27 protein-coding genes and 1 pseudogene are annotated in these 23,846 nt (G+C 46.3%); 22 read left to right on the forward strand and 6 right to left on the reverse strand.

Features of this window, described 5'->3' with window-relative positions; all coding sequences use genetic code 11:
• Positions 1-42: 42 nt before the first annotated feature.
• The gene (locus ACZMIG_RS08025) at positions 43-240 is read right to left on the reverse strand and encodes a hypothetical protein (protein ID WP_022162035.1); all 198 of its coding nucleotides are present in this window, start codon (positions 238-240) and stop codon (positions 43-45) included.
• A gap of 824 nt (positions 241-1,064) precedes the next feature.
• On the opposite strand from ACZMIG_RS08025, the gene ACZMIG_RS08030 reads away from it, so the two are divergent.
• The 17 genes from ACZMIG_RS08030 (at position 1,065) to ACZMIG_RS08110 (ending at position 14,060) form a co-directional block, all read left to right on the forward strand.
• Positions 1,065-1,457, forward strand: coding sequence for a plasmid mobilization protein (locus ACZMIG_RS08030; protein WP_075318831.1), 393 nt, complete (start codon positions 1,065-1,067; stop codon positions 1,455-1,457).
• A gap of 31 nt (positions 1,458-1,488) precedes the next feature.
• Positions 1,489-3,051, forward strand: coding sequence for a relaxase/mobilization nuclease domain-containing protein (locus ACZMIG_RS08035; protein WP_075316810.1), 1,563 nt, complete (start codon positions 1,489-1,491; stop codon positions 3,049-3,051).
• Positions 3,052-3,265: 214 nt separating this feature from the next.
• Positions 3,266-3,970 carry a ParA family protein gene (locus ACZMIG_RS08040; protein ID WP_083610473.1) on the forward strand — a complete coding sequence of 235 codons (705 nt, stop codon included), beginning with the start codon at positions 3,266-3,268 and terminating at the stop codon, positions 3,968-3,970.
• 26 nt (positions 3,971-3,996) lie between these two features.
• Positions 3,997-4,410, forward strand: coding sequence for a hypothetical protein (locus ACZMIG_RS08045; protein ID WP_022163571.1), 414 nt, complete (start codon positions 3,997-3,999; stop codon positions 4,408-4,410).
• Between the two features lie 2 nt (positions 4,411-4,412).
• Positions 4,413-5,000, forward strand: coding sequence for a hypothetical protein (locus tag ACZMIG_RS08050; RefSeq protein WP_022163570.1), 588 nt, complete (start codon positions 4,413-4,415; stop codon positions 4,998-5,000).
• 12 nt (positions 5,001-5,012) lie between these two features.
• Positions 5,013-5,465 (forward strand): hypothetical protein, encoded by a 453-nt coding sequence (locus tag ACZMIG_RS08055; protein ID WP_022163569.1) that lies wholly within the window; start codon positions 5,013-5,015, stop codon positions 5,463-5,465.
• A gap of 88 nt (positions 5,466-5,553) precedes the next feature.
• Positions 5,554-5,910 (forward strand): DUF4134 domain-containing protein, encoded by a 357-nt coding sequence (locus ACZMIG_RS08060; protein ID WP_022163568.1) that lies wholly within the window; start codon positions 5,554-5,556, stop codon positions 5,908-5,910.
• 18 nt (positions 5,911-5,928) lie between these two features.
• Positions 5,929-6,213, forward strand: coding sequence for a DUF4133 domain-containing protein (locus tag ACZMIG_RS08065; protein ID WP_075316811.1), 285 nt, complete (start codon positions 5,929-5,931; stop codon positions 6,211-6,213).
• Between the two features lie 13 nt (positions 6,214-6,226).
• Positions 6,227-7,582: a TraG/VirB4 family ATPase gene (locus ACZMIG_RS08070; RefSeq protein WP_075316812.1), complete on the forward strand. Its 1,356-nt coding sequence runs from the start codon at positions 6,227-6,229 to the stop codon at positions 7,580-7,582.
• A gap of 225 nt (positions 7,583-7,807) precedes the next feature.
• A complete protein-coding gene (locus ACZMIG_RS08075) occupies positions 7,808-8,533 on the forward strand; it encodes a helix-turn-helix domain-containing protein (protein WP_048317560.1) in 726 nt (241 codons plus the stop codon).
• A gap of 339 nt (positions 8,534-8,872) precedes the next feature.
• Positions 8,873-10,012 (forward strand): site-specific integrase, encoded by a 1,140-nt coding sequence (locus ACZMIG_RS08080; protein ID WP_048317558.1) that lies wholly within the window; start codon positions 8,873-8,875, stop codon positions 10,010-10,012.
• Positions 10,013-10,037: 25 nt separating this feature from the next.
• Positions 10,038-10,487: a helix-turn-helix domain-containing protein gene (locus ACZMIG_RS08085; protein WP_048317556.1), complete on the forward strand. Its 450-nt coding sequence runs from the start codon at positions 10,038-10,040 to the stop codon at positions 10,485-10,487.
• A gap of 97 nt (positions 10,488-10,584) precedes the next feature.
• Positions 10,585-11,427 carry a hypothetical protein gene (locus ACZMIG_RS08090; RefSeq protein ID WP_048317554.1) on the forward strand — a complete coding sequence of 281 codons (843 nt, stop codon included), beginning with the start codon at positions 10,585-10,587 and terminating at the stop codon, positions 11,425-11,427.
• 230 nt (positions 11,428-11,657) lie between these two features.
• On the forward strand, positions 11,658-12,053 hold the full coding sequence (locus tag ACZMIG_RS08095) for a plasmid mobilization protein (RefSeq protein ID WP_048317552.1): 396 nt from the start codon (positions 11,658-11,660) through the stop codon (positions 12,051-12,053).
• On the forward strand, positions 12,050-13,315 hold the full coding sequence (locus tag ACZMIG_RS08100) for a relaxase/mobilization nuclease domain-containing protein (protein WP_048317550.1): 1,266 nt from the start codon (positions 12,050-12,052) through the stop codon (positions 13,313-13,315). The genes ACZMIG_RS08095 and ACZMIG_RS08100 overlap by 4 nt, the downstream gene beginning before the upstream one ends.
• A gap of 19 nt (positions 13,316-13,334) precedes the next feature.
• On the forward strand, positions 13,335-13,883 hold the full coding sequence (locus tag ACZMIG_RS08105; RefSeq protein WP_048317548.1) for a hypothetical protein: 549 nt from the start codon (positions 13,335-13,337) through the stop codon (positions 13,881-13,883).
• A gap of 21 nt (positions 13,884-13,904) precedes the next feature.
• Entirely contained in the window at positions 13,905-14,060 is a 156-nt protein-coding gene (locus ACZMIG_RS08110) for a hypothetical protein (RefSeq protein WP_153093198.1), read from the forward strand.
• Between the two features lie 80 nt (positions 14,061-14,140).
• Here ACZMIG_RS08110 and ACZMIG_RS08115 read toward each other — a convergent pair whose 3' ends face one another.
• Positions 14,141-14,503 carry a hypothetical protein gene (locus tag ACZMIG_RS08115; protein ID WP_053078087.1) on the reverse strand — a complete coding sequence of 121 codons (363 nt, stop codon included), beginning with the start codon at positions 14,501-14,503 and terminating at the stop codon, positions 14,141-14,143.
• A gap of 119 nt (positions 14,504-14,622) precedes the next feature.
• Between ACZMIG_RS08115 and ACZMIG_RS08120 the strand changes: the two genes are divergently transcribed.
• The 4 genes from ACZMIG_RS08120 to tet(X) all read left to right on the forward strand — a co-directional run bounded on the left by ACZMIG_RS08120 (position 14,623) and on the right by tet(X) (position 19,835).
• Positions 14,623-15,909, forward strand: coding sequence for an IS1380 family transposase (locus ACZMIG_RS08120; protein WP_118354577.1), 1,287 nt, complete (start codon positions 14,623-14,625; stop codon positions 15,907-15,909).
• Between the two features lie 294 nt (positions 15,910-16,203).
• Positions 16,204-16,959 carry an IS5 family transposase gene (locus ACZMIG_RS08125; protein ID WP_118147926.1) on the forward strand — a complete coding sequence of 252 codons (756 nt, stop codon included), beginning with the start codon at positions 16,204-16,206 and terminating at the stop codon, positions 16,957-16,959.
• Between the two features lie 133 nt (positions 16,960-17,092).
• On the forward strand, positions 17,093-18,073 hold the full coding sequence (locus ACZMIG_RS08130) for an IS30-like element IS4351 family transposase (protein WP_005794072.1): 981 nt from the start codon (positions 17,093-17,095) through the stop codon (positions 18,071-18,073).
• A 595-nt stretch (positions 18,074-18,668) separates the two neighbouring features.
• A complete protein-coding gene (gene tet(X) / locus ACZMIG_RS08135) occupies positions 18,669-19,835 on the forward strand; it encodes a tetracycline-inactivating monooxygenase Tet(X) (protein WP_081106166.1) in 1,167 nt (388 codons plus the stop codon).
• Positions 19,836-20,047: 212 nt separating this feature from the next.
• Here the strand turns inward: tet(X) and erm(F) are convergent, their stop codons facing one another.
• The 4 genes from erm(F) to ACZMIG_RS08155 form a co-directional block, all read right to left on the reverse strand.
• Positions 20,048-20,848, reverse strand: coding sequence for a 23S rRNA (adenine(2058)-N(6))-methyltransferase Erm(F) (gene erm(F) / locus ACZMIG_RS08140; protein ID WP_487889416.1), 801 nt, complete (start codon positions 20,846-20,848; stop codon positions 20,048-20,050).
• A gap of 10 nt (positions 20,849-20,858) precedes the next feature.
• The gene (locus ACZMIG_RS08145; RefSeq protein ID WP_117719809.1) at positions 20,859-21,116 is read right to left on the reverse strand and encodes a hypothetical protein; all 258 of its coding nucleotides are present in this window, start codon (positions 21,114-21,116) and stop codon (positions 20,859-20,861) included.
• A 39-nt stretch (positions 21,117-21,155) separates the two neighbouring features.
• The gene (locus tag ACZMIG_RS08150) at positions 21,156-21,836 is read right to left on the reverse strand and encodes a UpxY family transcription antiterminator (protein WP_049129570.1); all 681 of its coding nucleotides are present in this window, start codon (positions 21,834-21,836) and stop codon (positions 21,156-21,158) included.
• 715 nt (positions 21,837-22,551) lie between these two features.
• Entirely contained in the window at positions 22,552-22,992 is a 441-nt protein-coding gene (locus ACZMIG_RS08155; RefSeq protein WP_048316574.1) for a retropepsin-like aspartic protease, read from the reverse strand.
• Positions 22,993-23,741: 749 nt separating this feature from the next.
• Here ACZMIG_RS08155 and ACZMIG_RS08160 point away from each other — a divergent pair.
• Positions 23,742-23,846, forward strand: a pseudogene (locus ACZMIG_RS08160) (TraG/VirB4 family ATPase); the annotation flags it as partial.

Genomic DNA, 23,846 nt, shown 5'->3' on the forward strand with positions numbered 1-23,846 from the left:
AGCCGTATCGGTCATACCCGGCAGGTACGGCTTTATCTTTCCCTACCGGTTGAAAATCCTACCCGTCATAATCAGCGTGAAAGCCCGTGTCAGACCTTTGCCCAGCAGGACAAAGAAGTTCCTCACAAACCACCACAGCAGCCTGAATGTATTTCGGACAAGCCATCTCGCCAGCCTGAACAGCAGTATTACTATCACTACTATCGGAAACAGGTATATCAGCAACAACAATTCAAACATACAAGGTTACTTTTTTAATGAAACTTGATATTCTAAAATCCCGGTTCTATAGTATAAAGGTACTGAAAAATAGTCATATATCAAAGCATCATCACCTTTATATTCAGTAAATTACAAAGAAAAATATAAGAAAATGGGTAACCGAACAAACCGAAATATTCGGATATGGGAAACTGTGGGACTATCATAAGAACAACCCATTTATCAAAGTCCGTAAGTCATTTCAAAACACATTTTTCAGTAAACAGTCCATTGCCTGATACTGATACCGAACTCTTCATTTCCCCTGATGTCCTGATTACTCAAACTCCCGAAAACAGCTTCAACATACCGCCAAACTTGAAACATCCGCTCATTTCAACTTCTATTCTCACATCACTTGATGCCCTAATATTATGGCTGTACGTATCCGTCTGTATTACTTATCCGACTATTCAAATTCTCACAAATCAGGTGAGTGAACTTTCATTATATCACAGATATTTTTTTCGGACTATCTCGAAATGAAGTATTCTTATTATCAATGACCGGGTTATCCGTCATATCGGATTATCCGTGTTCCGGGACTTCCGGGTGGAAACCTACAATTCTGTTGTGCATTTCTCCGCAAGGCGTTTTATTCGGTAATTTTGGTGCAAGAATGAACCCCGGAGGACATCGAACTGCGTTGCAGGATTTGTCAGGCAAGTTGTACCTTTGTGGCCACAAAACTCCGTTTAGCTTCCACAAAGGTAACTTGCCGACTGCTGCGCATCGGAGCGGCAATGCCGCTGTTTCGCCCTGCGAAAGAAGTTCCGGGAAACCCGAAAACAAGTTATCATCGTATGAAGAAGCAAATGACCAAGTACATCAAGGTACGAATGACATTGGAAGAAGTGGAACTGTTTAAGAAAGAGGCTTCTTCTTCCGTCTATAAAACAGTGAGCAGTTATGTGCGCAAGGCACTTGAAGAATACACCCGTGTCGATGTGAGACAGAAACTCAAACTCATCCAGGCACTCGGTGAGTTCTACCGGAAGTACCATAACGAGCTTTCCCATATAGGCGGCAACCTGAACCAGTCGGTCAAGAGAGCCAACGAACTTTCGGTTGCCGGGTTGCTGCCACCGGAATATCTCCGTGAGGTGCTGATGCCGGTTATCCGTGAGACACAGGACACCCTGAACGAAATAAAAAGGGAACTGGAAGAAGTCACCAAAAAGGCCGTCAAGCTCTGAATATCCCGAACTCCCAATCAATCCAACCCAAATGATAGCAACCATATTACCCGGAAGCCCGAACTTCCACGCAGTCGGTTACAATGAGCGGAAAGTCGCGAAAGGTGTAGCCCGTTTACTCGAAATCCAGAATTTCGGGGCACTCGGAACATTTGGTAGACCCACCCCCGATGAACTGGTCAAGTATCTCCGGGAATATACCTCCCGGAACAGCCGGATACAGAAGGCGCAGTTCCATGTGGCCATATCCTGCAAGGGACACGAGAAGTCGGAAACCGAGCTGCTGGAGTTCGCCCACCAATATCTCCGGGAAATGGGCTATGCGGAACCCGGACAGCCGCTGCTTGTCTATTCCCACTATGACACCGACAACACCCACCTGCACATCGTCACCTCTCGCATCGCACCCAACGGCAGGAAGATTGTACACGACCACGAGCGCAGACGCTCGCAGGAAGCCATTGACAAGATATTGGGAACCAACAGGAAACAGAAGACAGACAAGGATATGGAGACTGCCAGACAGTACACTTTCTCCTCCTTTGCCCAGTACAAGGCGGTGATGACCTCCATGGGCTACGAGGTCTATCAGAAAGACGGAACCGTATTCATCAAGCACGGCGGAAAGGTGCAACACAAGCTTCCCCTCTCCGACATAGAGGCGTTGTATAAAAGAGGCCATACGGACAGGGCACGATGTCGGCAATTAAGAAGCATCCTCAAAAAATACCGGGACGTGAGTACCAATAAGGAAGAGCTGCAAAAGGAACTGAAAGGCAAGTTCGGCATTGACATCGTGTTCTTCGGCAAGAAAGACGCGCCTTACGGTTACATGGTAGTGGACCACCATAACAAGACCGTCATCCACGGTGCAAGGGTGCTGGCCGTGGACGAGCTGCTGGACTTCGCCACCCCCGAACAGCGGTTTGACCGCATCGAGGACTACATAGACCGCCTGCTCACGCTCAACCCCAAGATAACCCAGGGCGAGATTTACGGCAAGATACGCAGGCAGCACGCCTACATCAAGAAAGGTGTCATCTATTTTAACGGGCAGTCACGTCCTCTGAAACCGTTCATGGCGGAAGCCATCGACCGCAACAACCGTATCGAACGGGTTGAAAAATTCAAACCGGCCACCGAAGCCGAACGGGACATGCTCTGCAGGATATTCAAGGTGAACCGCCCCGACCTTGTTACCCTCACTCCCGAACGTACCCGGTCCCACACGGATGCCGTCAACCAGCTGAGAGAGATTTTCAGTGACGATACCACCGGTTCCGTCAAGGGAAAGCTCTTCGAGGAAGGCTTCACCATACGGGAGGACGGGAACGGCACTTATGCCGTCAACTTCAAGGAACACATAATCATTAATCTGACAGAAGAAGGCTTCAATCTTGAACGGTTGAAAAGGAAATCGCATAAGTCACAAACCGACAGACAATCCGTCCACAAAAACATCGGACATAAAACAGGCGGACATATCCGGCTGCGTGATGCAGGAGGAGGTAGCCAGAGCGAGAAACGTGAATGGGAAGTCGGCCAGAAAGGTAATTATGACGACATCGACGACGGACGCACATTAAAGCGATAACAGAACGATATATGATAATACTAAAAGGTTACGGTACAAAGTCCCTGACAGACTTCCTGCCGTAACCTTTTCGGTCAGCATGAACCCTGATTTCCCGAATTTCATAATTCCGGACACCTTAGTCTGAACTACCCGGAGCATATAAGTGTTGCGCATTTCGTTTTTCAGGTTGTGCGGATGATAATTTTGGAGCATAACCAATTATCGCACGGACATGATACAGACACCGGTCATCGTAACATTCGCCAACCAGAAAGGAGGCGTCGGCAAGACGACGCTCTGCGTGACATTCGCCAACTACCTGGTGACAAAGGGAAAGCGCGTGCTCGTAATAGACTGCGACACCCAGCAGTCCGTGGCCAAGTGCCGCAAGGCCGACATCCGCAAATATGGAGAGGAACACATCCCATACGATGTGCTGGCATACGGTGCGGACGACAGGCAAGCCATGACCGCCCTGATGGAAAGGCTGCGCAACGAGCCGGGCATGGACGTGGTACTCATGGATTCTCCCGGCAGCCTAAAGGCGGACGGACTGATTCCCATGTTCGTCAACTCGGACATCATCATCGTGCCGTTCCACTACGACCTGGTGACGGTTCCCTCCACCGCCAGTTTCCTCATGTTCACCGACCGTCTGCGCAAGGCCGCCGCCGGACAGATGAAGGCGAGGTTCTTCATCGTTCCCAACCTGAATGACGGCAGGGTCGGCAAACGCTCCGAACTGGCCATTTGGGAGAGCGCACGGGAGACCTTCTCCAACTACGGACGGGTAACGGGAAAAATCCCCAAGCGTGCCGACATGGAGCGTTTCAGCACCATGGCCGCCCTCGACATGCAGGCCGGCATCGTGGCATCCGTATTTGAAGAAATCTATGCCGACATTTTCGGCAATAACGAGAATCAGAACGAACAATAATCAGTAACCATCAAACCCATAACGCAATGGCAAAAAACATTCCGGAAATAGACGACCTTATCAAAGGCATCAACGACCCAGAAATAACCCTGACCGACAAGCGTCAGGAAGAATCTGATGTACATGAGACAGGAAAGGCTGAGACAACGGCCGGACATACAACAGCCCCCGTTTCCCTGAGCGGCGGCCTTGAAAAGTGCTGGGAGGATTTTCTCTCCTTCCTTGAAGACACGGGCACCCACGACGACAAGAAAGAGCGGCTGGTATGCAAGCTCGACCGTGACCTTGCCGACTCGCTGGACGACTGCGACATCCGTGGCCGCTGCCGTTCCGACCTGGTGAACGCCATCGTCCGTGCCTTTTTCGGCGCGTTCCTGCCGCAGCTCGCCCGCTACCGCCGGGAGAACAAATCGCTTTTCATGAACCTGAAAGAGATATAACCATGGGAAAAGAGAAATGGAACGAAAACAGGCTTGCCCTGCTTGCCGAACTCTATCCGGTAGAGACCACAGCCTACACAGCCGGCATACTCGGCATGAGCGAGACGGCGGTGAAGAACATGGCACGCAGGCTGGGCATCGTGAAAATAGCCAAGTCCGGGTGGATGGAACGTGCCGGATATATCCGCAGCCACTTCCATGAGTATTCCTTCTCTGAAATGGGCAGGGAACTCGGCATCACCAAGACAAGCGTCAGCCGCATTGCGGCCAGGCTGGGACTGAAACGTACCGGGGAACAGGCACGCAAGGTGCTGTCCCGTGTGCGGAACGAACTCATACGGAAAGAGAGGCGGCGTGTCATCTTCGGACTTGAACCGCTGACACGGCTGAAGGTCGTGTCCAACAGGGCACGGGTCAGGCTGCGCTCCCGGCTGAAAAGCACCGGCTATATCGTGGGCGACGAGCGCAACATCCTTTATTATAGCGACACGCTGGTACGCAGGGAACAGCTGGAATCAAGAGGCGGCAAGCTGGGACTTCATTTCCTTCCCCTGCCGGAAGACGGAATACCGGGTATGACAACCATATAATATGTACACACCATGCAATACGGACAAATAGTATTCCTCCTTTTCACCACCCTTGTCCTTTACTATGCGGCACTCATCGTGCTTGACATACAGAAAGCCAGGGCCGCACAGGCGGCGGAGCAGGACGACAATGCGGAAGAGGACATCGACATATCGGATGAAGCGCAAACCTTCAAGGCTGTCAAGGTCAGTCGGGATGAACCCGAAAAGCAGCAGGAAATTTCTCAGGAAGAAAATACGGAAGCATCTGACCAAGCATCACAGTCTGATGATACGAAAGCTGCCGGTAACGAACCGGAGCAACATTCTGAAAGTGAAAAGCCTTTCCGCCGTCCCGGTTACAGGGAAGCCGTCATGACGGACGGCATCCTCGTGGAAGACCTCCTCACCGAGATAAACAGGCTGGCGGAGACCGGCAGCTGCGATTTGGGTGCGCTTATCTTCACCTGCGAGAATGCGAGGTAATGATTCATTACAGAAAAAATATCACGGGACTTTCACCAGAAAGCCCGACGTTCCTTTAGTGATAGAACTTCATAAACATGTTTTGAAAATGCAAAAGTTAAGAAAACAATTACATCGTGCGGCAAACCGCATCAAATGTTCCCGTTTTGCACAGAAGAGTGTACTGGCCGCCATCGCCATAACCGTTTCGGTGAGCGAGGCCATGGCAGGCAGCAAGGGAGCGGCAGGTTTCACCAAGGCCACCCAGGAAGTCAGTTCCTACCAGGAACCCGTGTCGAACCTGATGAAGGCCATCGCCGCCGTCATCGTCCTTGTCGGTGCGTTCAACGTCTATTTCAAGATGCAGAACGGAGACCAAGACGTGAAGAAAACCATCATGCTGACCATCGGAGGATGTATCGCGTTCATCGCATTGTCAGAGGCTTTGCCCTTGTTCTTTACATAACAGGCTTGACAGAATCCTATGGACAAGGAAGGCTATCCGGTATTCAAGGGGCTGCAGAAACCGCTGGAGTTCATGGGCATCCGCGGCCGCTTCCTCACGCTGGCGGCGGCAGCCATCGGCGTGTCCTTTGTCGGCTTCATCGTCTTCTCCATCGCCTTGGGAAAGATAGCGGGCTTCATCGCCATGCTCGTCATGGCGGTAGCCGGGCTGGTCGTCATCTATGTCAAGCAGCGCGGCGGACTGCACAACAAGCGGCGTGCGAAAGGAATCTATGTTTACAAAAAACTGAAAGCGAACTCCTAAAACCGGTAATCTTATGGCACACACCAGAAAAAGAGTATTTGACGGACTTTACGCACAGTTGGAAGAGACGGACGGCCATGTCGTCCTCTTCTCGGCCGGCGGGAATCCGTCCGTCATCTTCGGGATGACCAACCCCGTGCAGCAGCTGTGTACGGATGCGGAGCAGTACCTACGCTTCCAGGACGTGCTTTCCAATGTGGCGCAGACGCTCGGCGAGGGCTATGCCCTGCAGAAGCAGGACATCTTCTGCAAGCAGACCTACCACCACGACGTGCCGGAAGACGCGGAGTTCCTGAACAGGAGCTATTTCCGTTACTTCGAGGGAAGGGAGTTCACGGAGATACGCACCTACCTTATTGTCACGCAGGAGGCGCAGCACGGCCAGTTCGTGCAGTACGACCCGAAGAAATGGCAGGACTTCCACGCCAAGGTCAGTAAGGTGGCCGACATCCTGAAGGAGAAGGACATCCGGCATTGGCTGCTGACGAAAGAGGAGGTCAACGAATACTGCCACCGCTTCATGGCGTTCCGTTTCCGAAGCGGCCCGTTCTCCATGACCAACTTCAAGGCCTCGGACGAATACCTGAGAACCGGCGACCGCATCATCCGTTCCTACCCGCTGGTGGACATCGATGAGATTAACCTGCCCTCGCTGGTGAAGCCTTACACGGAGACGAGCATCAACGGTTATGCCGTCGCCACCGACCTGCTCTCGTTCCTGTCAAACGTGCCCCATGCAGACTGCGTGGTGTACAACCAGGCCGTGCAGATACCCCAGCAGCGCAAACTCCTTAGACAGCTGCAAGCCAAGGCCAAACGCCACGGCTCGATGCCCGACCCGAGCAACAGGATAGCCAAGGCCGACATTGAGGAAGTGCTGCACCGGCTGGCCGTGGACAGCACCCTGCTGGTGTACTGCAACTTCAACATCCTCGTGAGCTGCCCGCCGGACAAGGTTACATCCGTGACCTCGTATCTGGAGACCAGGCTCTACGAATGCGGCATCATGCCCTCCCGTACCGCCTACAACCAGCTGGAGCTGTTCACGGACAGCTTCCCCGGCAACGCCTACGCCTTCAATCCCGACTATGACCTCTTCCTTACCCTCTCGGACGCCGCCCTGTGCTTCTTCTTCAAGGAGCACATGAAAGAGTCGGAAGACACGCCGCTGACCACGTACTACACCGACCGTCAGGGGCTGCCCGTCTGCATCGACATCACCGGCAAGGAAGGAAAGGTAAAAATGACGGACAATGCCAACTTCTTCTGCATCGGGCCTTCGGGCAGCGGGAAGAGCTTCCACATGCATGTCATATGGACTAAAACGCATCGAAAAGAACTCCAAACAAAACTTAGAGAAACGTCATAAATAGCTCATTTTCAATACATATTCATTAACATAACGCTCCAACCGCCTATTGCGAGTTTCATCCGTTTATAGTAATTTTGTACCACGGTTGTACCATGGGCAGAGGGACACACGGTTCTTAATGAGGGTTCTTATTTCCTCTTATTTCCCCTTGTTTCCTCTTAAAAGTTTCCGTCAAGGACCATCCCCCATGAGTCACTGCAAAATTCAAAAATAACGGTAAAAATGAATACTACAACTCGCATTCCAATCGTGCTGATGTCCGTAGAGGAAACAGCGCAGGCAGTAAGCATCAGCGTCAAGACAGTACGCAGTCTTATTCGTCAAGGCAGGCTAAGAGCCGTAAATTTCGGTACACGCATGACCAGGATCTATTTGCAAGACCTTCTTGAAATAGCCAAGGGACAAGGTTATCAGGTGGTTCTCCCTTCTTCCCTATCGTTAGAAGGAGCAACGTCCAAGAAAGCACAGAGGCTAAAAGATGCCGAGACTGGCTCAGTCAACAAGTTGGCAAAGTGTCGCAAGACTCCCAGGGCTGGTGAAAGAGCACCTGATGGAGTAACCCACGACACCCATTACACAATGGCAGAGGTGTTGAGCACCTTTAATATCAAGTATGGAAGATTCTATGAAGTCCGCAATCGTTACCAACTCCAGTCAGTTCACGCATGGGGAACGACCTGCTTCAAGAAAGAAGACGTGGAAAGGGTTATCGGGCTTTATAATGAAGAACAGGGTAAGAACATTTCCGATGACTGGTACACCTGCTTCGACATCATGAAACTCTACGGATTAGGCAAGACACAGGTACGCAGATTTGCGGAGACCCATGGAGTGAGAATCCGAAAGTTCAAAGGCGGAAGAGCCAACTACTATCTGAAAGCAGACTGGGAGGCTGCACGCAAGAAGGCAGAGAAAAGCAGTACTACGACCAAGGCAAAACGGAAGTGAGACACAAGTCAAGAGATGGTTCAAACAAACTCATATACGACCCATGCCGTTGCAATTGCTATGCAGCACCCATCCATGTCGGTCGAAACAAACCCACAACGCAGAGTAACGGATATAAGACAAAAAACGCATCCAATACCTGCTTTTAGTCTGATTTTGAGCGTAAAATCATACTCAAAAGCAAATTCAGGTTAAATTCTGGCTGTATTTGAAGCCATCTTTGCTTTTCTCTTTTCACGGCAATCTAACTTTGCATCGGATTTGAGAGTTAAAGCGTTGCGACCATGGCTATTCGCATCCACAGATACACATCGGTAAGAATAATAAAAGAATAACAATATGACGAACATTTGTACAAAGGTCACCGTGCGGAAACGACCTATCAAGAACGGACAGACTTCCCTCTATCTGGATTTCTATCCTCCAATCCGCAACCCGAAGACAGGCAAGCTCTCACGCAGGGAGTACCTTGGTCTTTACATCTACACCAACCCTGTTGAACGCTTTCAGCAGGAGTACAACAAAAGTATGATTCAGAAAGCGGAAATCATCAAGTGCCGCAGGACTGAGTCCATCATCAATGAGGAGTATGGCTTCCTCGACCGCAACAAGGGCAAGGAGAGCTTCTTGGAATATTTCAAGAACCTCATGATTGAGCGTGGCAGCAGCCAGAACTGGGCAACCGCCTACATGCACTTCCACAATTACACGCATGGCGAGTGCCGCTTCTGCGACCTTACCGTTCCGTACTGCCAGGGATTCCTCGACTACCTGTTGTCGGATGCCTGTATGCACAACGGCAAGCGCATGATGGGAACAACAGCCAACAACAACCTTACCAAGTTGAAGTGCATCCTTGCCATCGCATACGAGGACGGACTGCTCAAAGAGAATATCGCCAAGAAACTTGTGCGTGCCAAGGCTCATGGCAACAAGCGGCAGTTCCTCACCAAGGAAGAGTTGTTGCAGTTGTCTCAGACTCCTTGCAAGAGTGATGTCCTTCGCCGTGCAGGTCTCTTCTCCTGCCTTACAGGTCTTCGCCTTTCTGACTGCATCAGACTCCAGTGGGAGAATATCGTCAAGTTGGCTGATGGCGGCTGGGGAATGGACATTATCACAAAGAAGACTTCCACCGCTGCAATCCTGCCTATCAGCGAAGAGGCTTTGCAGCTCTGTGGCGAGCGAAGCACTGGACAGGTGTTCAAGAATCTCACGAACAGTACAGTGGCATTGTATCTCAAACCGTGGATAAAGGCTTCCGGCATCGAGAAACACATCACCTTCCACTGCTTCCGTCATACCTTTGCCACCTTGCAGTTGGCAGAGGGAACGGACATCTACACCGTGAGCAAGCTGCTTACCCATAGCAATCTTGCCACTACTCAGGTGTATGCCGATGTGGTGGACGAACTCAAACGTGATGCGGCAGAACGTATCTCGCTCAAAATACCAACAAAGGAAGAGAGTGACCAGACATAAGTGAAAAACATAATCAGGATAACAAATGGAAGAAAACAAATCATTATCGTTCGACCAACTGCCCAGTGCAGTTGGCGAACTTCTGACAAAGGTCAATACGATGATGACTCGTCTTGATGACATTGGTCAGAGAATAGGCAATGCTCCGAGCGAGAATGACCATGTTCTTATGGACATCAGAGAGGCAAGTGCCTTCGTCCGAAAGAAAGTCTCATCGCTTTATGCTTACACATCTGAAAGGCGCATTCCTTTCTACAAGAGAGGGAACACGCTCTACTTCTTCAAAGACCAGCTGATAAAATGGATTGAGGCAGGTGGCTCATGGGACAAGCCTTACGAATCGACCCAGGAGGAACAGGCAGACTTCGAGGCTCATCTGGCAATGTTGCAGAAAAGCAAGAAGAACAAGCCTGCCTCCATGAAGAGGGTCAAGGGCGAGAAAAATCCTGATGGGGAAGAATGGCATGACGGATAAGAGAATCATGTAATCTACTTTTTACGAAAGGGGAAAGAGAAACTATTCATTCTTTCTTTGCTGAGTAATCCGTTTCACTAATAATCAGTTTTTCAAGATGAGTAACCAAAGCATAAAATACGGAATCCTGCTGACCAAGGAACAGCTCGATTTCTTGAAGGATGACAGGCAGGGCTTCCACCGCATGACCGCCTTCGGCACTTTTGTATCAATGGCATCCACCAAGCCAAGTGTTTATCTGAAGACAGGCTTCTCCGCTTCTCTCTCCATCGGGCAGTTTGCCATCTCTACCGTTGAGCTGTCTGCCCTTTGGAAGTGTGACCGCAAGACAGCGGCAAAGGTGGTGGAACTGTTCAATCAGGTGGGCATCCTCTCAACCGAGAGGAACAACCGCACCTCCATACATACGATACTATGCATCGCCTTCTGGTACGTTGACGGCATCAAGGAAGCCATCAAGAACCCCTTCTACAACCGTCAATCCGTGACTTCCGCCACCCAAGAGGAATCGGTGTCCAATGTCCCATCCGATACCGCTTGCTCTTCGGAAGGCAATCTTTCCAATGGCATAGGTCAGCAGAAAGACAGCAGCGTCAATCCTGCCACTACTGACATTCTGCAGCCCCATGTTCCTGCCTCTTATAATACCTCTTCCCCTTTCGTTAATTCTCATGTTATCGGGGATGGACTTTCAGATCCTTCTCCGATACCACAAGACTTCAAACAAAGGGAAAAGGAAGGTGATGACCATTTTGAGTATGAGGTTGGACAGCCGTCAGAAGATGACTGCAATCAAGGAGAAGGGGCATCACCCATTGAGTTGCTGCCGTCTCCTGTCTATGATGACGAGGGCAACCTCTTGCAGCCACCGCCCCATGAAGGACGATGCGAGGATCACACGGAGAGACATGGCGCGCATATCACCCCAAGTCACTCATGATGTCATCTCTACTTTTCCCTTATTTCGACTATTGACGTTCCCGACAGGCAAGCTATCCAGAAGCCGCTACCTCTATTAGCCGTAGTTTTTTTTCGGAGGTCTAAACAAGAAGTACCAGTGTCAGACGGTTTCGCTTCGCCCACCGCTTCCTACTGGCATTCTTGAATGTTCGCAGGCTCACATTGGCTGTCCTGTTATATCAAGTATAAACTTTATAAACCCCATCTACAATGACAAAAGACAAGAATAACAACACGGAGAAAACCTCAAGGAAGAGACCTCCGAAGACTAGACACATTGACGTTCGTTTCACAGAAGAACACTACGACTTGGTAGTACATAATGCCCGACTGTCAGGCAGGAGCAAGAGCACATATCTTCATGACTTAGGCATCGGACACAAGCCATCCCTACCCATGACCGCAGAGCAGGAGGAAGCCTTGAAGGGCTTAATCGGGGCAAGGTCTGAACTGGTTTATGTGCGCAATGCGCTTCATGCCCTGCCACAGACCGAGAGACTAAAACTCTTCAAGAGAGCCGACTTCATGGAACGTTGGCTTCAAGGCATCAACACCCTGATAGAGGAATTGAGCCGCATTAGAGACAAATTCTTGGATATGTTATGATAGCAAAAGCGTCAGCAATTCAGCATGGTCAGGCAATGACCAATTACGCAACCAAAAACAATCGCGCGGACATCGTCAAGACCAACCATCTCAGCGAGGGTCTGCCGCCGATGGGCATGTGGGACGAGATGGTGCTGCATCAGTCCATGTTCAAGCAGAGGTATGCCAAGAAGCCCATCGAACTGACGTCCATCCGCTTTGAGCTTTCCCCATCTGAGGAGGAGGCACGTAACTGGACTATGGAGGACTGGAGAAGATTCCTTGACGAGTTCATTCGTGAGATGGATGGTATCTCCAAGGTGAACCACATCGGCAAGAAGAAAGGCAAGGCTGCAACTTCGGTCAAGCCGACCAACATAGCCAACTCCCAATATTTTGCCGCCCTTCACCGTGACTCCAAGAGTGGCATTCCCCACCTGCATCTGGTGGTGAACCGCATCGACATGGACGGTAATCTCAATGATGTGAAGTTCATCGGTGAGCGTGCCGTGATGGCTGCGAAAGCCATCAATCAGCGTCATGGTTGGAAGGATGCCATGGATATTCGTCAGGAACGCATTGCAGAGGTGACCAAAGCCTGTATGGATGTGCTGCGTTCAATGCCGTTCTTTGATTGGGATGAATATGCCGACCGATTGAGGGCAAAGGGATATGACATCGAGCTTATCCGTGACAAGAATGGTCAAGGCAGGGTGCATGGCTACCGCTTCAAGTTCGGAAAAACTACCATCAAGGCTTCCGAACTGGGTGTAGGAAGGAATCTCACCGCATCGAAAATCGGGAATACCTTCCGCAAGCTGCACCCTCAGCCAACACCTGTTGCAGTTGGTCAAAGACCTTCTCCTTCTGTTTCAAACGCTACCACATTGGACAGCAGAAATACGGCATCGCAAGGTGGTCTGTCTCGTACAAGCAATGTTGCCAAACCTGACCTTCCTGCCGGATTGAGAAAGATTATTGAAGTCGATGGTGAGCGTTTCAGCATAGTCATGCCGAGAACTGCTTACGACACGATGAACAGTTGTATCGAAGTTCCCGAGAATGGATCCGCAAGCCACACTGACATTCTGAATGTAGCCATGCTGCTCTTCATGAACTACCTTGATGCTGCCACATCGATGTCTGAGTCATGTGGTGGCGGTGGCAGTCCTGGCAGTGGCTGGGGACGTGATAAGGACGATGATGACCGTGAATGGGCAAGACGTTGCGCAATGCAAGCAAACACACTCTGCAAGCCGATAAAGAGAGGCATGAAACGATAACTTTTCAAACAAGAACGGTATGGGAAGAAACAAGAAAGATGCCACACAGGATGTGCTTAACCTGTACAATCAGATGCAGGAGGACGAGAACATCGAGAGTGGCAAGGAAGAAATCAAAGTGACCCTGAAAGAGATTGAATCAGCCAAGAAAGCACTCTATGAGGCAAAGGAGGAACTGGGCAATGCCTATCGGAGGTTGGAATCAACGAAAGTGGCACTTATGGCTGCCCACAGGAGCACGGACAACATCGTGGATAGTATATGCCATGCCATAGTCAAGGCAGAGCAGAGCAACCTCAAAGTCGGCATCAACGATGAAGGAGTTGCCCAGTTGGATAAGCGGAACAACACCGCCATTTCTGCTTTCAAGCAAGCCCTTGACGAGCATGAGAAGCGGATAAACGACCTGTTCACTCACCAGCAGAAAGAGCTTAAACGAATCCGCAATATCGAGGAGGGTGCATACTTCAACGGTAGCACCTATGCCTGGATGTTCGGCTTGGCTTTCCTAAGTTGGTCTATCATCTTTGTTGAAATCACCATTTGGATATGCATCACACTTTTTTAGAAAACTCAAAACATCAGAATCATGACAGACAACGAATACAGCAAGGCAAGAAAAGCCGCTGTTGATGCCCTTATCTACTGGGCAAAGACAGGCATGAGAGAGTTCACCATGCGTGACGCAGTAAACGACTATCTGGAGGCGAGCGGTGCTAACCGCCCCTCCATCGGTGGCGAATAGACCATCCTTGCACACAGAAAAAATGCAGCCAACCGACTGGCGATTGACTGCATATACAATTCATTTTGCAATAAGATTACTTACTTTCCCTCTTTTCCATCGGTTTTATTAGATGAGTTTGTTTTTGTAGTTGCTGTTTTTGATGAGGTTGCTCGTGGAAGAAGAGTTGGATTAGAGCCTATTGACCAACGATTATTCTTCGGTTGCGACGGAGGAACATTTGTGTTTGTGCGACTGGTTTCTTTTCGCTTTTGTTCCGCTTTTCTTTTTTCCTCTGCTCTTCTCCTCGCATTTTCCCGTTCTAAAGCAATGCGATTACGTTCATTAATCTCATGAAGACGTTGATTGTTTATCCTTTGTTGCTCTTGTTGGAATCGTCTCTCATTTTCTTTTCTAATTTGTTCATTACGTTCTTCTTCAAGATATCCTAAATTCCGCAGCATTTTAGTTTAACTTATTTTATAAGTACCTGAGCAACAAAAAGTTGCTCAGGATTTTGCCATGTCAGATTTTTCACCTATCTTAGTGTTGCAAATCAAAATATGTATCAAACCCGACAGACATGGCAAAGGTAGCAATAAAATCTGAGAAACTCTCTCCTTTTGGAGGAATTTTTTCAATAATGGAGCAATTTGACTCCAATCTCTCATCTGTAATCGACTCAACCCTCGGTATGAGATGTAGGCTGTATGGTTATCAATACAGCGAAATCATCCGTTCGCTTATGAGCGTTTATTTCTGTGGCGGCTCATGCATAGAGGATGTCACCACTCATCTGATGTATCACCTCTCGCTTCATCCGACACTTCGCACATGCAGTGCCGACACGATTCTCAGAGCCATAAAGGAACTGACCCAGGATAACATTTCCTACACATCCGACACTGGCAAGACCTACGACTTCAACACGGCAGACATGCTGAATACACTGCTCCTCAATTGCCTATTGTCCACAGGGCAGCTGAAAGAGGGCGAGGGGTATGACGTTGACTTCGACCACCAGTTCATAGAGGCTGAGAAGTTTGATGCGAAACCCACATACAAGAAGTTTCTCGGGTACCGTCCAGGTGTGGCTGTCATTGGCGACATGATTGTCGGCATAGAGAACAGCGACGGCAACACTAACGTTCGTTTCCACCAGAAGGACACGTTGAGGAGATTCTTTGAGAGGATTGAACAGAAAGGATTGACAGTCAATCGTTTCAGGGCAGATTGCGGATCCTGCTCAGAGGAAATTGTGGAAGAGGTCGGAAAGCATTGCATGACTTTCTATATCCGCGCCAACCGCTGCGGTTCGCTCTACGATGACATCTTTGCACTCAGAGGGTGGAAGAGAGAGGAACTGGGCGGCATTGAGTTTGAACTGAACTCCATTCTTGTTGAGAAATGGAAAGGGAGGGCATACCGTCTTGTAATCCAAAGGCAGAAGCGAATTGACGGTGAGATTGACCTGTGGGAAGGCGAATACACCTACCGCTGCATCCTTACAAATGACTACGAGTCTTCCGAGAAAGAGATTGTCAAATTCTATAACCTCCGTGGAGGGAAGGAACGCATCTTCGATGAAATGAATAACGGATTCGGCTGGAACAGGCTTCCAAAATCCTTCATGGGAGAAAACACGGTGTTTCTTCTGCTTACGGCACTCATACGCAACTTCTATAAATTCATCATGGCGAGGCTTGACGTGAAGAGGTTCGGACTCAAAGCAACAAGCCGCATCAAGGCGTTTGTCTTCAAGTTCATCTCTGTGCCAGCCAAATGGGTCAGGACATCAAGGCAGTATGTGCTGAATATCTATTCATGCAACAACGCTTATGCTGATGTGTTCCAGAATGACTTTGGATAACACCGACAACTTATGGTCGTGACTTTGCGTATTGCCTCAAGTCGCATGGTGGGGTAAGGGGCGTTTATATGTCTTTATGGTGACATTCGATGCACTGTGCCCCCTTTTTACTAACGATGCAGATTATTTTCGCTTCTGTATCATATAGGCGCGTAGTTGCGGATTTGAGGTTATAAATGCAACTTTTTGGGTGCGGATAATAAGAGCCTGTTTAAATTTTCCTGTTTGAAATAAAAAGAGTGCTTCTTCTTTCCTCGAAAATGATTATTTTTAGTTACCAATCTTCAAATAATTATGTATTCGACGGATTTAGAAGAAACACAGTGGCAAGTTATCAAGAAAATCTTGAACGTGCAAGAAAGGAAACGAAAATATGATTTGCGTGAAATATGGAATGCCATTTTCTATGTAGTCAAAACCGGTTGCCAATGGCGTATGCTTCCCTCAGACTTCGCTCCTTGGGAGTTGGTTTACTACTATTATCGCAAATGGTCTTCTTGGGGTGAATTTGATTTATTATTGAACAACTTACGAGAAAAAGTACGTGTGAAAATGGGTCAAAAAGCAGAAGCAAGTTTGGGTATCATGGATAGTCAAAGTGTACGTTGGGGTGATAATCGTTCTCTTAATGGCATTGACGGGAACAAAAAAGTAAAAGGCGTTAAACGTCATGTGGTGGTAGATAAAAATGGATTCCTGCTTGCAGTCATGGTGACGATTGCCTGTGTGCATGACAGCAAGGCGGCTTATCTGTTGGCAAGGTGTCTGAGGGAACTCTCTTGCAACATCAAAGTCATATTGGCAGATTCCGGATATCGTGGAGAAATAGCTGAGAAGATTAAAAATGCTTTTGGATACATTCTTGAAGTTGTCGTCAGTGGTGATAAGCTAAAAGGCTTTAGACCAATAGGTAAAAGATGGATTGTGGAAAGAACCTTTTCATGGTTTGACAATTATAGAAGGCTATGCCGAAACTATGAGCTAACTTTCGATTCGGCAGAGGAAATGGTAAAACTGGCATCCATTAGGATGTTATTAAATAAAATTTAAACAGGCTCTAAGCAATAAAAACATTTATTTTTCAGAGAGGAAAGAGAGACAATGTCCCCCTTTCTCTCACTCTGAATGGATAAAGTTTGCTATCTTTGCTTTAATTGTCCGTCCAAAGAAAAAAAAGTTGCAGATGAGCAAACATATAACCGAGGAACAAAGGTATGCAATTTCTATGATGTTGCAAATACCGATGAGCAAAAAAGCAATAGCGGAAGCTATCGGAGTAGATAAAAGCACTGTTTACAGGGAGATAAAGCGCAATTGCGACGCCCGAAGTGGTAGCTATAGCATGGAGCTTGCCCAGCGAAAAGCAGACAGGCGCAAGCAGCAAAAACATCGCAAGGAAGTGCTTACACCGGCAATGAGAAAACGGATAATAAAGCTGTTGAAGAAAGGATTCAGCCCGGAGCAGATTGTCGGCAGGAGCCGCTTGGAGGGAATTGCGATGGTATCTCACGAAACGATATATCGCTGGATTTGGGAGGATAAGCGGCGGGGTGGCAAACTGCACAAATATCTTCGCAGACAAGGTCGCAGGTATGCCAAACGTGGTTCTAAAAATGCAGGGCGAGGATTTATCCCAGGCAGGGTGGATATTGATGAGCGTCCCGAGATAGTGGAACTGAAGGAGAGATTTGGTGATTTAGAGATAGATACAATTATTGGTAAGAACCACAAAGGTGCCATTCTTACCATTAACGACAGAGCAACAAGCAGGGTCTGGATACGCAAGTTGTCGGGAAAAGAAGCCATCCCGGTAGCTAAGATTGCAGTATGGGCACTGCGGAAAGTGAAAAACTTAATACACACAATTACGGCTGACAATGGAAAGGAGTTTGCAAAGCACGAGGAAATTGCGCAAAAATTGGAAATAAAATTCTATTTTTGCAAACCATACCACTCATGGGAACGTGGTGCCAATGAAAACACCAACGGGCTTATCAGGCAGTATATCCCAAAGGGTAAGGACTTTAGTGAAGTAACCAACAAACAGATTAAGTGGATTGAAAATAAACTCAATAATCGACCTCGTAAAAGACTTGGATACCTCACGCCAAACGAAAAATTTAAACAAATTATTAATCAGAATTCTGTTGCATTTGCAAGTTGAATTCAGCCTTGAATTCAAATCACAGAGAAGTGAATAGACAGTATTACCCGACAGAGCAACTACGACAAAGCAATGCCATCAAAAAAAATGACAGCACACACAAAGCATAGACTGATTGTCTTGCCCTAAAAGATTGATTGGAATTTATTCAGGACTGCCTATCACTTAGATAGAAGTCCAAGGTCTGCTGAAATACATAATTCAAAAATTGAAATTGCTTGACTGCAAATTTAGTAACTTTGCTTGACAAATTAACGAGAAAGAAGAGAAAATGAAAGCCGACCGCATAACATCACCTATACGCAAGCAGGGGGTTCGTGCTTCGTAAGACAGGAAAGTGGTAAATTTAAAGTTCAGTTCATCGTAGGTAGCTTAGTGGTAAAAATCCCTGCCTGCGTATAGCTGCAAACCGTTGTTAGCAATCCGCTGCGCTCCTTGCTAACAATGGCTCGGCGACTTACGTCGCTTGCCGTAAGCCGCCGCTTCGCGGACTGCTTACAACAAGCGACTTGGCTAAATAGCTCCGCTTTTGTATCTTCGATACAGCTTCGCTACTTCGCCAATTCGCCGAGCCATTGTTATGGGCCATTTTTGAATGACAATGCGAATAGATACAGACAAACAAATGAATTTACTTAGTGATAAGAACGTTGCAATAATTGGTGGTGGACCCGTTGTACTGACTATGGCAAAATTATTACAGCAAAACGGCATAGACGTTTCAGTTTACGAAAGAGACAACGACCGAGAGGCAAGAATTTTTGGTGGAACCCTTGACCTACACAAAGGTTCAGGTCAGGAAGCAATGAAAAAAGCGGGATTGTTACAAACTTATTATGACTTAGCCTTACCAATGGGTGTAAATATTGCTGATAAAAAAGGCAATATTTTATCCACAAAAAATGTAAAGCCCGAAAATCGATTTGACAATCCTGAAATAAACAGAAATGACTTAAGGGCTATCTTGTTGAATAGTTTAGAAAACGACACGGTTATTTGGGATAGAAAACTTGTTATGCTTGAACCTGGTAAGAAGAAGTGGACACTAACTTTTGAGAATAAACCGAGTGAAACAGCAGATTTGGTTATTCTTGCCAATGGCGGGATGTCCAAGGTAAGAAAATTTGTTACCGACACGGAAGTTGAAGAAACAGGTACTTTCAATATACAAGCCGATATTCATCAACCAGAGATAAACTGTCCTGGATTTTTTCAGCTATGCAATGGAAACCGGCTAATGGCATCTCACCAAGGTAATTTATTATTTGCTAACCCCAATAATAATGGTGCATTGCATTTTGGAATAAGTTTTAAAACACCTGATGAATGGAAAAACCAAACGCAGGTAGATTTTCAAAACAGAAATAGTGTCGTTGATTTTCTTCTGAAAGAATTTTCCGATTGGGACGAACGCTACAAAGAATTGATTCATACGACGTTGTCATTTGTAGGATTGGCTACACGGATATTTCCTTTAGAAAAGCCTTGGAAAAGCAAGCGCCCATTACCCATAACAATGATTGGGGATGCCGCACATTTGATGCCGCCTTTTGCAGGGCAGGGAGTAAATAGTGGGTTGGTGGATGCCTTGATATTGTCTGATAATCTAGCCGATGGAAAATTTAATAGCATTGAAGAGGCTGTTAAAAATTATGAACAGCAAATGTTTATCTATGGCAAAGAAGCACAAGAAGAATCAACTCAAAACGAAATTGAAATGTTTAAACCCGACTTTACGTTTCAGCAATTGTTAAATGTATAAAATGGAATAAAACGGCACATAACAAACAAATTGGCAATAGAGCCGGTGAAGTACTTCTATTGAACTTTTGTGCAATGTTGAAGATTAGTAATTCTATTCAACATTTGTGCTAAAAGTCGGCTCCATCGCCAATTTGCCAGCCGTTATGCGGCAGCTTAAAAAAAGACGACACCAAACCAAAAAAATCATCTTGACAACCACCCGACTTTGAACTACGAAGGATGAAATTTTTCAGGGACAACTTCCAGCATTTCCAAAAAACAGTTTAACCATTGACTTGGAGACAAACAAACAATTTGAGCATTAAGGTTTAAACCGAATTTTTCCGAAATTGACCTGACCAGACTTTTCCTGAAAATCGACTTTAAAGCTGTTTTTACAGATAAATCAGGTTTCTCTAACAGACAGGAAATAAATGCTAAGTATTTGGCTTTAAACTTAAAATCAAAAAATAAGTGTTTTCTTTTAATGTTTAACAGGGCTGATTTGACAGTTGGCGGTGGCAAGAAACTTTCAGGACCTACCTCATAGACAAGTTTCAAATCAAAAAAAGTATGATAGAAAACGGTATATGGATTGTAAAGCTTCCTCGAAAATAACTTTTGTGTAGGTTCTAATTGAAGGACAATGGAACCTCCCAGAAAATTTCCAAGACTCTCAAACATCAGGATTTTGAAAATATCGGAAGTAATGCCATAAGGAATATTTGACACCACTTTGAAAGGAAATTTCGGAACTGCAAAATTCCTAAAATCACAACCGACAACTTGAACATTTCGGGCATCAGAAAATAATTTTCGTAAATGTTCAACCAAAGCTGTGTCGTTTTCAATAGCAACAACATTGTTGGCGATTTTTAATAAATGAACAGTAAGAAACCCCTTGCCTGCCCCAATATCTAAAACCGTATCCTGATTACTTATATTTGCTTGTCTTATTGCATCTTTTATTAGCACTTTATCAATAGTAAAGTGCTGACCCGTAAAACGAACGGGCAATTTCTTTTTTGTCATTAGTAACTTCTTACAGGTGAATACTTCTTGAGTTCAACTTATACCTTAATTCCGCAACACTATTATAAATATAACTTTTTAAGGTGTTGAAGCAACTGTTCATACAACGGTTGTTACATCCTGCGCATGACATTGCATTTGCAGTTTCTGACAAGATAGGACTTGACAGGAGAGCTGCACCAGCCAAAATAGGCAGAGCACCTTTAGCGGCTCTCTTAAAGAACTCACGACGAGACTGAAGTTCTTCATTCTTACCATTTTTCTTCATAAAATAAAAAATTTAAATTAAACAATATGCCTTTCGGCATTATTTGACAATCTCAATAAAATCAGTAGGAATATACGCAGTAGCGACAAGGCACAATCCCGAGATCTCAACAACAATTCTTTGTTGTCCTGCTATTCTGGCAACTTTTCCAACCACTCCCTTGAAGTCACCAGCTATTACTCGTACTTTATCTCCACTTTTATAGTGACACTGTTCCGCTGTAACAATGCGTACATGCTCACTATCAGTACTTGTTGCTTTGATAAAATTTATCATTGCATTGTATGGTATAATAAGCGGAGGATTTTTACCGTTTGCCTCTGGAGGAAGCGTCTTATCCAAATAATATTTTATAAAAGAGATTGGGGCATCAACTGTCTTTTTCACAAAACTGTCTGATTGTTCCCTTGTGGCGTATATAAAAAGAAAGTTGGGAAGAAGAGGCTGTTGTATTCGCTTCTTCTTCCCAGCAATCACTTTTAGTACATAGTGCATCGGCACGTATGTCTTAATATCATTCTTCTTTGCTTTCTCTACGGCTGCATTTACCCTGTTATAAGTAGCACGAAGAACAAACCAGTTGTAACCTTCCTGCTGGACATATTCCGAGGACACCCCTGTTTGTGAGCTTTGGGCTTCGGGGGAGACATTGGAGGCAAATCCAATGTGAGGAGGTGAATCGCAACCTCGTTTGGTATGCGCATTAAGCAATGCGTTCATATCGGCTTATATGTCGTTGCTCGTTAATAGCAATATAGACATAAAAAGAGCGTGGAAACGTCTGTTGTCTATTCCACAGTCTGAGGCTCTAGCAATTGCCTATCATAGTTGAACAGACAACGTCAGAGCCCACGCCGATATGAATAATCATTTCCATTAGGAGACCATAATAAACAATTGTTGTGCCCGAAAAGGTACAATCCGTGCTTACAGGTCTCCGCAGGAGCGATATTATCACACCCGGGACATCTACCGTTGGCTTTGCTCAAGACTATGATAACTGTTAATTTGCTAGATTACAGACTGTCTTAAACAGAGCGTTAGTAAACGCCTTCATTATGTCTGGACTATCTTTCCCACCCAATGCCCGCTTTGTACCGCTTTGTCATTATGACTCCGCCATACTCAGCACGGCGTAGGCTGCCTTGTATGCCATCACGAAAGAACACGTCTAACCTCAATGGCTATAAACATGGCGATAATAGTCCGCTGCAAAAGTACAAAGAAAATCTCAATACAACCTCATTTTGTTATGGAAAAGTATGTATAAACCTTAAATTTAACCATAATTAACTAAATTCTTGCTCAAATCTCGTATATTTTGTGTAAGGAAATGGCCTCTTATTGGCGTAAAAAGCAAAAGACAGATGCGAATGTCACATCTGTCATTATTGTTGTCGCACATGTCTTTCTTGAAAGAAAGCCTATGGCTGGTTTATTTCAGAATGATTTTCTCCTTTGCTGGATGACATAAGGAGAATGTACTTTTGCCGTCTTTGTTTGTATAGCAGAAGTCGCATGAATTTATAATATCCATGCCAATCACCACATCATAGTCTGAATTGTCGTTAAGCAGAGCCTGAACATTCAACTCTGCTGTTCCTGTTGGAAGGATAACATGAACAAGGTAAGTCCAGGATTCGACATCACCTCCTGCACTCGAAATAAGAGCCTTGTTCTTCGGTTGTAACCCTAAAGCATTTACAACTTCCTGTGAAATCAATGTATTGGTCGCTCCTGTGTCCCACAATACATTTTCAACTTGGCAATGAACAGGAACAGCCACGTTTGCCGACAAATCTACGGCTGGACAGATAATGACGTTTGTAAGAATAGCCTCTGGCTGGGATTCGTATTCTTTTGTATATACAGCCATTCCTACCTCAACTCAATTTTTCCCGTATATGAAGTTTGTTGAGGAACAGGCTCGTCAGTGATAAGGCGAACCAAACGGACATAACCTGTCCGTGCAGCTCTATTTCCGTTAATGACGGGAGCCTGAACTGCGGTTGCAAAATCTATTGTCTTGTTCTTTATAACTTTCATATACCTACAATTTAAAAAATGTCCCGCTGGGTACGCTGTTCTTATGGGAAGCGAGCGGGATTTGTCAATGCAAAGGTAGGCATTCAATTCCAAAAAACCAAACAATTGGAAGAAAAACTAATCTAACTACCCTAAATTTAACATTTTATCAGGAAAACTACTAAACAATGAATACGTCTTTCAAACGCTATTCTATTGCCGCCGAATTATTAACCTGCATTGTCTATCAGCAATATATGCCGACTGAGATACAACTGAGGTACAAGACATCCATTTTCGCCCAATGTTGAAGCCACCAAGAAGGCTCTCTCATCCCTCTTTTTCTTTTTCGATTGTCACACTCTTTATGGCTGATGGAGGTGGGACTTATTATCAAAAATGCGCTCTTTGGATAGCAATCAGCCAAAATTACCCAAAATATTTTCATAAATAATCTTAAAACCACTTTTTACCCCTGTCATAGTTTTTTCTCTTTGCCGAGTGCTTTGAACTATAGATTTTCGCCTGTTCAAAATTTGTACCGTTTTGAATTTGTTGTTTTCAAGAGAGTGCTGTAGCTCAGCGTGTTAGGAGATATAAAAAGGCTTCCACATGAACTCGGTCGTGCGCCAGCTTCTGGAACAGAATACCGATGTGGTCATGGTGGATACGGGTGATTCCTACGAGGGAATATGCGGCTACTAC

The sequence above is a fragment of the Xylanibacter sp. genome (genome assembly GCF_057607445.1).

Bases quoted from the DNA above. Each gene is read 5' to 3' on its own strand.
- ACZMIG_RS08075 (WP_048317560.1), top strand. From the start codon at position 7,808: ATGAATACTACAACTCGCATTCCAATCGTGCTGATGTCCGTAGAGGAA.
- ACZMIG_RS08030 (WP_075318831.1), top strand. From the start codon at position 1,065: ATGAAGAAGCAAATGACCAAGTACATCAAGGTACGAATGACATTGGAA.
- ACZMIG_RS08095 (WP_048317552.1), top strand. From the start codon at position 11,658: ATGACAAAAGACAAGAATAACAACACGGAGAAAACCTCAAGGAAGAGA.
- ACZMIG_RS08110 (WP_153093198.1), top strand. From the start codon at position 13,905: ATGACAGACAACGAATACAGCAAGGCAAGAAAAGCCGCTGTTGATGCC.
- ACZMIG_RS08025 (WP_022162035.1), bottom strand. From the start codon at position 240: ATGTTTGAATTGTTGTTGCTGATATACCTGTTTCCGATAGTAGTGATA.
- ACZMIG_RS08120 (WP_118354577.1), top strand. From the start codon at position 14,623: ATGGCAAAGGTAGCAATAAAATCTGAGAAACTCTCTCCTTTTGGAGGA.
- ACZMIG_RS08080 (WP_048317558.1), top strand. From the start codon at position 8,873: ATGACGAACATTTGTACAAAGGTCACCGTGCGGAAACGACCTATCAAG.
- ACZMIG_RS08155 (WP_048316574.1), bottom strand. From the start codon at position 22,992: ATGGCTGTATATACAAAAGAATACGAATCCCAGCCAGAGGCTATTCTT.
- ACZMIG_RS08150 (WP_049129570.1), bottom strand. From the start codon at position 21,836: ATGAACGCATTGCTTAATGCGCATACCAAACGAGGTTGCGATTCACCT.
- ACZMIG_RS08040 (WP_083610473.1), top strand. From the start codon at position 3,266: ATGATACAGACACCGGTCATCGTAACATTCGCCAACCAGAAAGGAGGC.
- ACZMIG_RS08055 (WP_022163569.1), top strand. From the start codon at position 5,013: ATGCAATACGGACAAATAGTATTCCTCCTTTTCACCACCCTTGTCCTT.
- ACZMIG_RS08045 (WP_022163571.1), top strand. From the start codon at position 3,997: ATGGCAAAAAACATTCCGGAAATAGACGACCTTATCAAAGGCATCAAC.
- ACZMIG_RS08145 (WP_117719809.1), bottom strand. From the start codon at position 21,116: ATGAAGAAAAATGGTAAGAATGAAGAACTTCAGTCTCGTCGTGAGTTC.
- ACZMIG_RS08100 (WP_048317550.1), top strand. From the start codon at position 12,050: ATGATAGCAAAAGCGTCAGCAATTCAGCATGGTCAGGCAATGACCAAT.
- ACZMIG_RS08070 (WP_075316812.1), top strand. From the start codon at position 6,227: ATGGCACACACCAGAAAAAGAGTATTTGACGGACTTTACGCACAGTTG.
- ACZMIG_RS08065 (WP_075316811.1), top strand. From the start codon at position 5,929: ATGGACAAGGAAGGCTATCCGGTATTCAAGGGGCTGCAGAAACCGCTG.
- ACZMIG_RS08125 (WP_118147926.1), top strand. From the start codon at position 16,204: ATGTATTCGACGGATTTAGAAGAAACACAGTGGCAAGTTATCAAGAAA.
- ACZMIG_RS08085 (WP_048317556.1), top strand. From the start codon at position 10,038: ATGGAAGAAAACAAATCATTATCGTTCGACCAACTGCCCAGTGCAGTT.
- ACZMIG_RS08115 (WP_053078087.1), bottom strand. From the start codon at position 14,503: ATGCTGCGGAATTTAGGATATCTTGAAGAAGAACGTAATGAACAAATT.
- ACZMIG_RS08105 (WP_048317548.1), top strand. From the start codon at position 13,335: ATGGGAAGAAACAAGAAAGATGCCACACAGGATGTGCTTAACCTGTAC.
- ACZMIG_RS08130 (WP_005794072.1), top strand. From the start codon at position 17,093: ATGAGCAAACATATAACCGAGGAACAAAGGTATGCAATTTCTATGATG.
- ACZMIG_RS08050 (WP_022163570.1), top strand. From the start codon at position 4,413: ATGGGAAAAGAGAAATGGAACGAAAACAGGCTTGCCCTGCTTGCCGAA.
- ACZMIG_RS08090 (WP_048317554.1), top strand. From the start codon at position 10,585: ATGAGTAACCAAAGCATAAAATACGGAATCCTGCTGACCAAGGAACAG.
- ACZMIG_RS08060 (WP_022163568.1), top strand. From the start codon at position 5,554: ATGCAAAAGTTAAGAAAACAATTACATCGTGCGGCAAACCGCATCAAA.
- ACZMIG_RS08035 (WP_075316810.1), top strand. From the start codon at position 1,489: ATGATAGCAACCATATTACCCGGAAGCCCGAACTTCCACGCAGTCGGT.